Raw genomic sequence first — 13,544 nt, 5'->3', positions numbered from 1 at the left:
CACCCAGCAGGCATCCAAAAAGTGGTCGATGCCCATCCGTAACTGGACGTCTGCTTTGAATCGCTTTATGATTATGTTTGATGACCGTATAAGCAGGCATTTAATCTAAATGGCAGTTACACAGAATTCGGGATGGGCTCGGCTAGATTAGTGCTTGCTAACTTAAACTTTCTATTTGTGCATTAAAGTTCTAAACAAATACCTGATAAGATCTTTTATATCACGTCTCAATCCGCTCACTATATGTAATATGGATTTTTAAATGCTTACTTACTAACTTCATTTCCTCATATATTTCCCGTGTATGAGACTTTCTCTGTAATGTGTCTGAAGAGTTTTTTATAACGAGATAAGAAATCAAATTCAAACTACGGCAACCTTCAATAAGATTTGATTCGATTGGCATTCTCAATATTTTTGCAAAAACACTATAAAGTAAAATAGCTTGTTTCTTTGCCAACATCATTGAAGATAATCTTATAACTTCATTTTGTACATCCTTATTGACATTATCATTTATAAAGCCCGATTGTTCTCGAAGAAATAGAGATGAAACTTCTCCAAGTGTTTCTTTTAACCCTACTATGGGTTCTAAAATAAACTTTAAAATAAACTGACCTATGACAAAAATTGTGACACCTGCAATTATAGTTAGAAACATTTTATAAACCTCACAATTAAAGAGAATTATATACAACCTTCTAACTCACCTTATCCCACATCTTGCTTAGACGCTTGGGCGATACTGCCATACGAGTTTTCATAGGCTGGGCAAACAGTTGAATACGATACTCTTCCACCATCCAGCGATACTCACTGATGGCTTCTTTGTCCGCACGTCCTGCTAGCCGTTCCATATGCAAGTCAAGAGCATAAACACCATCGAGGTCGGCGTCGAGATTGTGCTCCAGACGCTCTAGCCGAATCTGTAACGCTTCAAGATAGCGTGGGTACTGTTGCCAATGGCTGTAATCCATCCGATAAACAAAATCAGCCAAATGTAAATCTTCTAACTGATCTTCGATATCATCGATAGACTCACCAAATATTTCACGATCTAGCATCAGCAACCCTTGGCGAATACGTTGCCAACGAGTGTAGACATTCTTAAGCGTTTTGATAACGCTTTGACCAGTTAATAAGAAGTTATTCACCACCACTTCAAGAGTCTGGGTATACTCTTCAGAGGTAAACGGTAGCTCCTCGCTCAATCCAACTGCGATATCATCGGCGCTTTCTGGTAAATTCTCAGAATGATCAAATAAGACGTAGTGCTCTTCGAGAGCCGCGTCTAACGCAGCATCTATAACGATCGTTTTGAGTTTATCCATGTCGCCAAGTGGCGCAAATGCCAGTTTAAATATACTATCGATTTGGCTCGTTAGCTGCTTTTTCTTTGCACCAAGTTTGCCTTTGATTAAAGTCAGTACCCCGATACGATGTGCTTGAAGTGCTGCATTGACATCAGTGTATTGATGAATCGATACAGCTTCTCCCGCTTCATCAGCGACGAGCGCCGCAAACTGTTTCATCACCACGCCTGCACTATGATGGTTTTTGCTAAAAGCAAAATGCTCAGGGAACTCAGTATGCACGCCTTGCTGTTCATTTACCGCTTGACTGGTTTCAGATGCATGACGAATCTGTAGGGTTTGCAGGTCACGGCCTTTTTCGATGATACGGTTTTTCTCATCGACCACACAGATTTGTGGCTGTAAATAGCGATCAATCGTAGATGGATTGAAGTTCTCTGGCGTCACCGACATAATACCGCGACGATGTAATGCCTGACACAGCTGCTTCAGCAATCCTTGTCCACCCTTTGGCTGCAACTCATCAAACAAACTGTCTGCGGTATTGGGTATCGGTACGATTTGACGACGTATCTCCTTTGGTAGGGACTTGAGCAGCTGCAATACCAATTCATAGCGCCAACCAGGCACACCCCACAGTAGCTCAATCGCGTCGAGCTGCGGTAATGCGGCAAGCGGTACACGTATGGTCACACCATCATCATCGCTGGCTGGATCAAAGATATAGCGGAGCGGCAGTTTTAAATCGCCCAGCTTCCACACTTCTGGGAAGTCCCCTGTGGTCGGCGCTTGGCTATTAAGTACATCTTCATCAGTAAAGAATAGATGCTTGGCATCATGCTTTTCGACTTCTGCACGCCAATCCTCAAACGCTTTGCGACTGGCAACGTGCTCAGGGATTTTCTTATCATAGAACTGATAGAGCGTCTCCTCATCTACCAATAAATCACGGCGGCGCAGCTTGTCTTCGATACGCTCAACATGAGCAATCTTATCCATGTTATGTTGCAAAAATGGTGCATTGCGACCAAAGTTACCAGTTACCAAGCCATCACGGATAAATATCTCTCGTGATTCAACCAGATTGACTTGCTCATAGTTGGTCAGCTGTTTACTAATAATAATCAGTCCAAACAGACTAATCTGTGCGTAGGCTTTGACGCGTCCTGTTTTCTTGGACCAGTGTGGTTCGAAGTAATGATATTTCAGCAAATCACCTGCTGCTGAGATAATCCATTCTGGTTCAATTTTGGCAACAGTACGCATAAAGACTTGTGAAGTCTCCACCATTTCAAACGCCATCACCCAAGGTGGTATTTGTTTAAACACCGTACTAGCTGGGAATATCTTGGCCTTTTGCTGACGCGCAGCCAAATACTCACCGCGGCTTTCAGTCTTATGCGCGATGATAGACAACAATCCTGTTAACAACGCTCTATGCAGATTGGCATATTTGACCGCTTTTAACTCTTCGTCTTCGATCGCTGTTGGATCATTAACAGCCACATTTTTATCAGAAGCTTTTGACTCATTGACATCCGTTAACTTCAGCTCAGTGACCATTTGTACCAATTGACGATGCGTCTGATGCCATTCACGTACACGCGGGAAGCTTAAATAGTTTTTCTTAGCAAACTGCTTACGTTGATTACCAGACAGTTTATTGCCGTCTTCATCTTTTTCAAACAGCGCTTTCCATAGACTCAGATAAAACAAAAAGTCAGAGTCGTCTTGACGGAAGACCGCATGCTTTTGATCCGCTTGCGTACGTTTATTAGCAGGCCGCTCGCGTGGATCCTGTACAGCGAGCGCGGCCACAACGATCAGCATTTCACGAATACAATCAAAATCAGAACCAGCCACTAGCATACGTGCCAGCCTTGGATCGATTGGCATACGTGCCATTTTCTGACCAGTTGCTGTCAAGCGCAGGTGATCAAGTCCTTTTCTCGCTTTTGGCTTGTTGGTTTTGTCCTGAGCAGCGGCATCTTTCTTGGAAGTAATAGCGCCCAATTCATCTAGCAATTTATGACCGTCAGTGACCAATCGGCTATCAGGCGGCTCAATGAATTCAAAATCATCCACACTACCTAGACGTAGATTGGCCATTTGTAGGATTACTGACGCTAAGTTGGTACGTAGAATCTCAGGCTCAGTAAACTCAGGGCGGCCACTAAAATCTTCTTCACTATAAAGACGAATACAAACACCTGGAGCGACACGGCCACAGCGACCTTTACGCTGATTAGCCGCTGCTTGGGAAATTGCTTCAATCGGTAAACGCTGTACGCGCGAGCGATACGAGTAACGCGAAATCCGCGCAAAACCTAAGTCAATCACATAGCGAATACCCGGCACGGTCAATGCAGTCTCAGCAACGTTGGTCGCGATAACAATACGGCGACCTCGACCCGACGGCTGAAAGATACGCTGCTGCTCTTCGTAAGTCTGCCGTGCAAACAGTGGTAATACTTCTGTATGGCGCGGGCCATGACGCTCAAGAACTTCCTGCGTCTCACGAATCTCCGCTTCAGTCGCAGCAAATATCAAAATATCAGCTTGATCGGCGTGACCTTTACTCTGCGCGTCGCTAAAGCACTCTTCGACAGCGGCAACCACAGCACGCGGCAGGTTCTCTTCAAAATCATCGTAGCTGTCATCTTCCGAGCTATTCACTGGCTCATCTGTCAAAGGACGATAACGGACTTCTACTGGAAAGCTACGCCCTTCTACATTAAAAATAGGTGCAGGGACTTGCCGTTTGAGCTTATTGTCATAACGGCTGAAGTATTCACTAAAGCGCTTAGTATCAAGGGTCGCCGAGGTAATAATAACTTTTAAATCTGGGCGCTTGGGCAGCATCTTTTTGAGATAACCCATAATAAAATCGATGTTCAAACTACGCTCGTGCGCCTCATCGATAATAATAGTATCGTACTTACTCAAAAACCGATCATGACCCAACTCAGCGAGTAAGATACCATCCGTCATGAGCTTTACAACAGATTGTGCTGTCCCTTGCTCATTAAAGCGAATCTTAAAACTGACAGTATTACCTAATGGCTCACCCAGCTCTTCTGCGATACGGTTTGCCACACTACGAGCAGCCAATCGTCTCGGCTGTGTATGTCCTATCTGCCCTGTAATACCGCGCCCTGCTAGCATTGCAAGCTTAGGCAGCTGCGTCGTTTTACCAGAACCGGTCTCACCAGCGACAATAATGACTTGATTATCGATAATCGCTTGTACTAAGTCTTCTGCGCGCTGGCTAACAGGCAGATCTAGATTTAGTTTGGCAGGTAAATCACTTGGAATACTGTCGATACGTGCCTGCACAGCTTCTTGAGAACGCATTTTTATTTTCTCGTACTGAGCACGTTTTTTAGCGAGTACATCATCTAGCTTCTTTTCTTGCTCAGAATCATGATTAGATTTTTTATTCTTAGGCACAGCAGCACGTGCCAGCTCACGTTCAAGACGGCTTAAGTAATAGCTATCCTTGGCAAGTACTGGTAGATCCGCCAGTGGTACTGCTGGCTTCTTAGTATCTTGAGTTTCATTTACAGTAGATGTATCTGAATCGCTGTTTTCAGGAATATTGGGCTTAGAAGTATTGGGCATATTTGCTTAGGCTATTTATTATGTAGAATTGGTTAGATTATGGGGGTAATTGGGGTATGATTCAAGTTAGTCGAGTCCTGATTGCTCTCGTAAGCTGTCCATTAGGTTTATTTAATCAAGCGTGTATTGAGTTACTTTTATGAAATTTAGATAAATCTATTATAGCGCCAATTTCTTTAAATTCTTGATGCTTAGATAGCCGACGTACTCTTTGTCTTCTTTAGCATTCAGCTCATCTGTATCACTAATAGGCTCAATCGAAAGCTGAACATTGGAGATAAGATCATTTACGTTATATATGTCATCTATATCTACTGCAAACTTATCATCAATATGAGAAGCTGCATTGAAAGGTGACGTTTTATCTTTAAAAGTAGATTGCTTATAAAAATCACTTTTTTTTGCTTGTTTGATCGCGTCAGCTTGGTTAGGTGCAACGATGAGTAGCTTATAATGGAATTCTTCAAAACTGTCCTGCTGATAGCCACCTAGATTGATAAAGAATAACTTTAAGTCAGCAGCAGCCTTTAATTGCTGACTTGGTTCAATTAACTTAATGGCATAACTACCCACTTTGGCAATCGCTCGATACGAATCAATATGCCATTTATTTTTTACCTCAGGCCAATGTTCATTGATATCTCCTATCAAGTCACTCACTTGACTGGCTGCACCAAAGAAAATATCGTGTTGCTCAATCAGACGGCCTTTAGGACGGCCGCCCAATTGAACCATATATAGTGTTAGCATTTTACGTAATCTCTATTAAATAAAAACCCATAGTTAATCTAAAGGTAATGCTGTCATTGCTAGGATAGAACGTTTTTAAGTACTGTCATACTGGAATCACTCTACCCGTCTTCAATGCAAATGCCCAATCTTCACGTCCGTTTCTTAGAGCCATATTTGCTGCTGCTTCATGGTCATAAGCGACCCTGACATGCTCAGTTTGCCAATGTTTACCTTGTTGAGTCTCAATACATTTGATAAGAGCATAATTAGCATGAGGCGAATAAGTTTGCATCTTATGAATAATAGGCAAATCGTCTTCGTAAGCTGGATAGCCAACGCTACCACTATTCACAATAGTTTGTCCTGACGACAGTACTACTGTACGCGGGATGTGTGTATGACCACATAAGATAACATCATTATCAATACCATCAAGTAACGCCAATATAGTCGCATCATTACGCACTATTGGTTGACCCGTTTCGATATCCTCTAGTAAATATATCATGTCATCGGTCGGCGAACCGTGGCAGAGGTATACATCCTCACTGACATGAAAATCAAATGGTAAAGACCGCATCCATTCAATCGCTTTTTTAGAGAGATCTTTGATAATAAAACCCATGGTTGGATTATTAGCAATTTCTGCCATAGTAGCTTCATAAATCTGCCTATCCTGATTGCCTCTAATGGTAATAATATCATCTCGATTTGCCATTAATAGCTCATAGGTAGCATGAGGCGCTATTGGTCCGTATAAAATATCACCAAGATTGACAATCCGATCAACATCTCGATATCTTATATCGGCAAGCACAGCTTCAAGAGCGTAGACATTACTATGAATATCTGAAATCGCAGCGATGGTTGTTATCTGTTTCTTTTCTAAGTTATCCATTTCCTGACTCACTAATTAAAAACTGCTTTACAACGTCAACGGTTGCTAACGGATCTTCTTCGTGCGGTACATGACCTAAGTTATCAAATATCTTAAGCTGACTATTACGTATATCTCTATGAAATAACGCGGCATTTCCTACAGGAATAAGATCATCTTTTGCACCCCATAAGATCAAAGTCGGCATGTCTAGCTGCTTTATTTGAGCTTGATCGCTCTCATCATCAGTTTCATTTAGGCGACGACTCAAAGCCTGCCGATTACCTTTACGTAGGGTCAATTCATAGTATCTGTTAATCAACTCCTCATCGACTTTGCTGTCATCGGCATACACGCTTAAAACGCTTTTCTCAACAACACTTCTGGGTAGGATGCGATTTAAAATTGGTGACATCGCTGGATATTTAGCAAGTTTAAAACCAATAGGAATATGTTTGGGCGTTGCTGGATAACCAACTGAATCTACCAATATCAATCGATTGACACGCTCAGGATACAAAGCTGCAGTACGCCACGCTACCTTGCCTCCCAATGAATTACCAGCTAGCGTGACACGGTCCAGCTTCAAATGATTAAGTACTTCAATGACAAACGCCGCATAATTTTCGCTGCTATATTGTGTGCTCTCGTCCACATAAGGACCGGTCAAACCAAACCCTGGCAAATCCATGCTCACGACACAGTATTGATCAGACAGCGCCTTGGTCCAGCCCTCCCATGTATGCAAACTTGCCGATGTACCATGCAATAAAACGATTGTTTCGGGTCGGTTTTTTTCGGCTGCATTGTCACGATTTTTATAACAGTTAGCTGACTGCACTACATGCGCCTGCATACCTTGTATGTCTATAAATTCGCTGTTGGGTAGTTGCCATTGTTTTAGCTCAGCGACGGTACGATCAGGTGCCCAGTATTTTGCTATAAATACCATTAACACGGCAATTGCGCCTAGCACTATGAGAACAGTTGCTTTCAATAAATACTGTGTCATATGATCAAATCCATTTAATAAGATGACGTTAATAATAAACATTCTATACCGCTAGCTCGTATGATAAGCGATAAAAAACCCCAACGTTCAATTTGTCTTGAACATTGGGGTTTCATTTATACTAAGCAGATATGACTAGGATTTTAATGACTACTTGATTATATCAAGAAAAAGTACGCCCATAGCCCGATAACGATAGTAGCAATGATGTTTAATATGATACCTGTACGAATCATTTCTGTTTGCTTGATCAAACCTGTACCAAACACAATAGCATTTGGCGGTGTGGCAACTGGCAACATAAACGCACACGATGCACCAATACCGATGACCAATACGAGCACCTCATGTGGCAAACCCATCTGCTCTGCAATAGCGGCAAATACAGGCACTAACAATGCTGCCGAGGCAGTATTGGAAGCAAATTCTGTCAAGAAAATAATAAATGCTGAGACTGCCATCATCACAATGATAAGTGGTGCAGAAGACAGCGCAGTTGCTACAGTTTCCCCTAGTACCAAAGACGCCCCAGATACTTTCAGAATTGTCGATAGCGCAATACCACCACCGAAAAGCATGAGCACACCCCAATCCGTATTGTCTGATACTTGCTTCCAAGACACTAGCCCTAAGCTCACTACTGCTGCCGCTGCTGTTAGTGCAACGATAGCATCAGTATCCGTGATATCTAAAGCTGCTCCGATCTTTTTGGAGAATATCCAGCTCAATGCCGTAACGATAAAGACGATGATAGTGACGATACGTGGCTTGTTCCAAGCAATCGGCGCATCATCAACGAGGACAATAGTACGATTTAGGTTCGGCTTTAGGAACACATACATCGCACCCAACAGTACTGGTAATAGTACCAACATCATTGGAATACCAAATTTCATCCAGTCTACAAAGGCAATATCGAGTGCTTTTGCAGCAATGGCATTGGGCGGCGAACCAACAATCGTACCCAAACCACCCAGACTTGCTGAATAAGCAATACCTAATAGTACAAATACAAACGTACCGCGGTCTTTTTCACGATCAACTTGCGTCAAGATACCGAGTGCCAACGGGAGCATCATCGCAGCCGTAGCGGTATTTGATATCCACATCGATAAAAATGCCGTCACACCAAATATCAAAAATACAGCTGTACTCAGTTTGCCACCAGACATCGATAGAATCTTTAGTGCGATTTTTTTGTCTAGCTGCTGCACATGCAATGCTGCTGCCAAGGCAAAACCACCAAAGAATAGATAAATAGTAGGATTGGCAAAGCTTTGCAGACCGATTTCAGCATCGAAGTCTGGTATGCCAACCAAGGCACCGATTACTACGACAAGTAGCGCTGTTATGGTGACGTGCACAGCTTCTGTAAGCCAAAGCACCCCAATGAAAAACAGGACTGCGAGACCTTTATTAGCATTGATATCGAACGGCAACACATTATAAATAATCAACGCAATAATCGCGGCAATAGCGACCACAATTAACCCTTTTCCTGTACCTTTTGGGAAGGTATCAGTAAATAAATACTCGTTACCATCATCAGGAATATGGCTATCCAGCTTTTTCTCTGACATAAATTATCCTTATCGCATCCAAAGTGAGTATGAAGTCAAAGTTATTGCAACACACACTTATTATAAGACATCATGATATTCATATAGCGAACATTACGCGCGAAAATATCATATCAGAATAACTTATATATGAATACATTTTGATTAATTTTGTTTTTTTAGGATATCTGTTTGATTCGTTAATGATAATCACCTCTCGACTTTGTGAGATTTTTCAATAGTAGCTCTCTCACTACTTTGTTCTCACTGCTTTGAATGGACGCCTTGGTTGATAAAAATTACATAAAGCATTCAAACATTCATCATTTGGGGCTATACAAGTAAAAACCGATACCACATAATTTTAGGGTTAGATAGATAATCATCAATAAAAACAAGAGGAATGACACTATGACAGATGCAAATAAAACCGATGCAACCACAAAAATGGCGCCAAAAGACATCAATCAAGATAGTCTGGCCAAAGAAGATCAACAGCGTACTGACGACTCAGCGCTAGATATGATGCAAGGTATGCATGAGCATGAAGATCATCAAGAAGAAGGCGCAAAATAAAAGATGGCAGAACGGCAGATAAAGCCAGTTATCTAGTATTAACAGCAAAAATAAGAAGCGCTTGTCATGATGATGAGCGCTTTTTTAGTTTTGTTTCTCTTTGTTCTGGCAAGTGATTGGAGACATAGTTATATATAAATGCTGCTGTTAGAACGATTGCGATGGGTACAAACAACGCATCATAGCCAACTTTGGCAAACAAAAAAGCCCCTACTGTACTGCCACCGCAGAAGCAATACCAAATAATGGCTTGAAAGCCCAATGTCGGCTTACTAATGGAGCGACCCGCAAGCCAGTTACCGATTGCTGCACCCATATCGGATGTCAGTCCTGTCAAATGAGTTGTGCGAATAACTGCTCCACTATAAGTGGCTACCATCGCGTTTTGTAATCCGCAGGCCATCGCTGCTGCCAATTGTCCGAGATAGTCATGCTGCTGATATAACCAGTAGGCAGCTATTAGTAATGCTGCTTCAAAATATAGCGCACGCCCGTAACGACGGCCTAGTGTTAAGGATGTCTGCCCAATGACAAAACCACTCAATATCGCTCCTGCCAAAAAAGACAGCAAAAGCGCTCCGATATACAAAATACTGTGGGCGTCTGAATAAGCGATAGCTGCTGCAAACAAGCTGACATTACCGGTGACATGCGAGACTGATAAATTGGCAAATCCCATCAATGCGGTTGTATTCACGCAGCCGGCGCTAAATGCCAATACTGCCCCACCCCACAATATCCACTTTGGTAACTTGGTTATCATATTTGTCACCTAAAGGTCTACTGCCAAAAAGACTCATAGTATAACGAGAAAAGGCAGCCAATTGGCTGCCTTTTCAATTTCAATAGCTGAGTGAATCATTGGTAATGACCATCAACGCAAAAAATACTTAAATGATTATTGCGCTGGCTCATCCAGCATCATCAACTGCTCACTAATAGCGACGGTATTAAAACCTGCATCAACAAACATGATCTCACCCGTGATACCAGATGCCCACGGAGATAATAGGAATAGTGCTGCGTTACCTACTTCCATCTGATTGACATTACGTTGTAATGGCGCAATTTTTTCGCTGATATCGAGCATTTTACGGAAAGATTTGATACCACTAGCCGCTAGCGTGCGGATAGGACCTGCAGATATCGCATTAACACGGATACCTTCGCCACCCATAGACGTTGCTAAATAACGAACACTGGCTTCTAAACTGGCTTTTGCCATACCCATGACATTATAGTTTGGCAATACTGAAATGCTACCTTCATAAGTCAGTGTCAACATAGAACCATGGCGCATCGCTAGTAATTCACGAGCCGCTTTAGCCAATGCAACGAAGCTATAGCTAGAGATATCATGCGCGATGTGACTGCCTTCACGAGTCGTTGCGCTAACAAAATCCCCATCCAACTGATCCATCGGTGCAAAACCAATGGCATGTACCACACCATCAATACCGTCGCCCCAATGAGCAGTCACTTGCTTAAAGCACGCAGCAATTGACTCATCAGAAGCTACGTCACATTCTAGAACCAAATCTGCTTCAAATTTTTCAGCGGCCATATCGACGCGTTTTTTGATTTTGTCATTCGGGTAAGTCAGAATTAGTGATGCCCCTTCGCGGTGCAGCGCTTCTGCGATAGCCCAAGCGATAGAGAGTTTACTTGCGATGCCAGTTACGACAAATCGTTGTCCTTGCAATAGCATAAGATTTCCTTTTGAATCAATCGAGATGATTTAGAATAAGAATTTATTTAGAGTAATTAGAAGATTGAGACTACTAAATAGTACAAATGAAAAGATGAGTTATTATACACGAATTAATTTAAGTAAACAGTCGTAAACTGTATTTGGTTCTTGTTATTAGATCGACTGATACAAACAACTAATAACGTCAAAATGACTAATAGCAACTTATCACTTGAAGTAGTATCGACAATGAGAGTTTTTCGTGAGTTATTAGATTGCATTTTAGCATCAACGCTTCAAGATAAAATACTCAGGCTATAGTAGTTTGCTTATTTTATGAAAAAATCGCACTTCGAATATTAACACTACAACCGTTTCGATTAAGCACCAAACGCTCCTTTATTGATTAAAGACTCAACTGCTAGCCACAGCAGTATGAAGTTCAGCAGATTTCGAGTATAATCACAGCCCTTCCCAGCTTGCACAATTTTTATAAGAATCCTCACATGATAGGATTCAACGTTAAGCTACACCCACATTTTGGATGGCTGCCAAACTTATGAGTAACACCCCCATCATAACCCCAGATTATAAAGAAAGTACCGAATCTTATCGCCAACTGATTGCTTCAACTGGCGAAGACTTAGATCGTCCGGGTTTGCTAGATACGCCTGTACGTGCTGCAAAGGCCTTTGCCCATCTGACCCAAGGCTATCATCAAAGTATAGATGAAGTGGTCAATGATGCTGTGTTTCCATCAGCGAATCGCGAGCTGGTACTGGTACAGAACATTGAGTTTTATTCACTGTGTGAGCATCATATGCTACCGTTCCATGGTGTCGCTCATATCGGCTACTTACCTGACGGCCAAGTACTGGGACTGTCAAAATTTGCCCGTATCGTCGATATGTTTGCCCGTCGTTTGCAAATACAAGAAAACCTAAGTGAGCAGATTGCGCAGACCATTATGGATGTTACTGGCTGCCGCGGTGTAGCAGTCGTCATGGATGCATCGCATATGTGTATGATGATGCGCGGTGTTAGCAAACAACATTCAACCACGCGTAGTACCGCGATGCTTGGTGAATATCAACACGACAATCAAGCCCGTAATGAATTTTTGGGTGCGGTACCTAAACGTCAACCAGCGTTTTAAGTCGCTGTTAATTGATTAGGCTGTTGTGAATAACAACCAAATAAAAAGGACGCATAAGCGTCCTTTTTGTTTAGGTAAAACCTACTGTGTGATTACAATAGGTTAATATAGGAATGAACTAAAAAATGCTTATTGACCGAATATATAAGACACACCAACTCTTCCACCAAATCTTGAATCAGCAAAACCAAATGCACCGCTGACTGATGTTCGACCATTATCTAACATAGTGGCAGCACCAATAGCAACAGCGCTTTGTCCTTCATAATGACCCATGCCGCCAAACACAGCCACATTACCTGGGCTGAGATTAGGAATAGCCTGCTGTGTCGCTAAAGAGATCGCCACACCACTATTTGCAGCTTTTTCCACATCATCAACTCGACGATTTACACCGTTAGCATAGCTTTGAAAGCTGCTATTCAAAACATCATATTTGTTATCAGTATAGGTGTTAGCTTCGGTTACAGCATTGATTTTTGCGGTATTCAACTGTCTGATATTGGCTGCATCTGTATTCTGTGTGCCATCAGCCACATTGATCACCTGACGCTCACTACCTGCTGCTCCAACTGACACTGTGTTATCACGGGTTGATGTTGAATCACTTCCAACAACGACTGCGTTGTTGACTGCAGTACTAATGCCATTTCCTAAAACGACCGTGTTGTTGCCAGTTACCGTATTATTATTACCAAAACTATAGCTGCCTGAACCACTGACTGTGCTTGGGTCACCAATCGCGCCAGAGTTTTTACCTGTTACCAAATTACCTACACCGATACTAATAGATTGACTGCCTTCAGCTACTGCACCATTACCTATCGCGATAGCATCTTTGCCTGTCGCTTGGGCTGGTGTGGCTGTGCTATTAGAGGTCTGTACAGCAACATTGATGTTAGCATCCTTACCTGCTTCGCCTTTAGCACCAGTCAAACCTTGAACACCCTGTTCACCCTGGGCGCCAGTAGCACCAGTCAGACCGATGTCGCCTTTATCACCCTGGGC

General features: G+C 42.4%; 11 protein-coding genes. 2 read left to right on the top strand and 9 right to left on the bottom strand.

Features of this window, described 5'->3' with window-relative positions:
* Positions 1-220: 220 nt before the first annotated feature.
* The 6 genes from JMX63_RS13840 to JMX63_RS13815 all read right to left on the bottom strand — a co-directional run bounded on the left by JMX63_RS13840 (position 221) and on the right by JMX63_RS13815 (position 9,135).
* The gene (locus JMX63_RS13840; RefSeq protein WP_201573040.1) at positions 221-661 is read right to left on the bottom strand and encodes a hypothetical protein; all 441 of its coding nucleotides are present in this window, start codon (positions 659-661) and stop codon (positions 221-223) included.
* 40 nt (positions 662-701) lie between these two features.
* The gene (hrpA, locus tag JMX63_RS13835; protein WP_227673347.1) at positions 702-4,934 is read right to left on the bottom strand and encodes an ATP-dependent RNA helicase HrpA; all 4,233 of its coding nucleotides are present in this window, start codon (positions 4,932-4,934) and stop codon (positions 702-704) included.
* 159 nt (positions 4,935-5,093) lie between these two features.
* A complete protein-coding gene (locus JMX63_RS13830; protein ID WP_102091714.1) occupies positions 5,094-5,684 on the bottom strand; it encodes a DUF1543 domain-containing protein in 591 nt (196 codons plus the stop codon).
* Positions 5,685-5,769: 85 nt separating this feature from the next.
* Entirely contained in the window at positions 5,770-6,564 is a 795-nt protein-coding gene (locus tag JMX63_RS13825; RefSeq protein WP_201573038.1) for a metallophosphoesterase family protein, read from the bottom strand.
* Positions 6,557-7,555: an alpha/beta fold hydrolase gene (locus tag JMX63_RS13820; RefSeq protein ID WP_201573036.1), complete on the bottom strand. Its 999-nt coding sequence runs from the start codon at positions 7,553-7,555 to the stop codon at positions 6,557-6,559. The genes JMX63_RS13825 and JMX63_RS13820 overlap by 8 nt, the downstream gene beginning before the upstream one ends.
* A 158-nt stretch (positions 7,556-7,713) precedes the next feature.
* Positions 7,714-9,135, bottom strand: a complete 1,422-nt coding sequence (locus JMX63_RS13815; protein WP_201573034.1) for an SLC13 family permease — start codon at positions 9,133-9,135, stop codon at positions 7,714-7,716.
* Positions 9,136-9,525: 390 nt separating this feature from the next.
* Between JMX63_RS13815 and JMX63_RS13810 the strand changes: the two genes are divergently transcribed.
* Positions 9,526-9,690: a hypothetical protein gene (locus tag JMX63_RS13810; RefSeq protein WP_167669405.1), complete on the top strand. Its 165-nt coding sequence runs from the start codon at positions 9,526-9,528 to the stop codon at positions 9,688-9,690.
* 64 nt (positions 9,691-9,754) lie between these two features.
* Here the strand turns inward: JMX63_RS13810 and JMX63_RS13805 are convergent, their stop codons facing one another.
* Together JMX63_RS13805 and JMX63_RS13800 are read right to left on the bottom strand one after the other, a co-directional pair.
* Entirely contained in the window at positions 9,755-10,453 is a 699-nt protein-coding gene (locus tag JMX63_RS13805) for a YoaK family protein (RefSeq protein ID WP_201573032.1), read from the bottom strand.
* Positions 10,454-10,588: 135 nt separating this feature from the next.
* Entirely contained in the window at positions 10,589-11,398 is an 810-nt protein-coding gene (locus tag JMX63_RS13800) for an enoyl-ACP reductase FabI (protein WP_201573030.1), read from the bottom strand.
* Positions 11,399-11,939: 541 nt separating this feature from the next.
* On the opposite strand from JMX63_RS13800, the gene folE reads away from it, so the two are divergent.
* Positions 11,940-12,536: a GTP cyclohydrolase I FolE gene (gene folE / locus JMX63_RS13795; protein WP_227673346.1), complete on the top strand. Its 597-nt coding sequence runs from the start codon at positions 11,940-11,942 to the stop codon at positions 12,534-12,536.
* Positions 12,537-12,665: 129 nt separating this feature from the next.
* Here folE and JMX63_RS14650 read toward each other — a convergent pair.
* Positions 12,666-13,544: YadA family autotransporter adhesin (locus JMX63_RS14650; RefSeq protein WP_201573026.1), on the bottom strand; the 879-nt coding region annotated here is incomplete at its 5' end.

It is taken from the genome of Psychrobacter nivimaris, from assembly GCF_904846365.1.
GTDB lineage: Bacteria > Pseudomonadota > Gammaproteobacteria > Pseudomonadales > Moraxellaceae > Psychrobacter > Psychrobacter nivimaris_B.
Note: the sequence above shows the minus strand (reverse complement) of the source record. Positions and strands in the feature narration are given on the sequence as shown.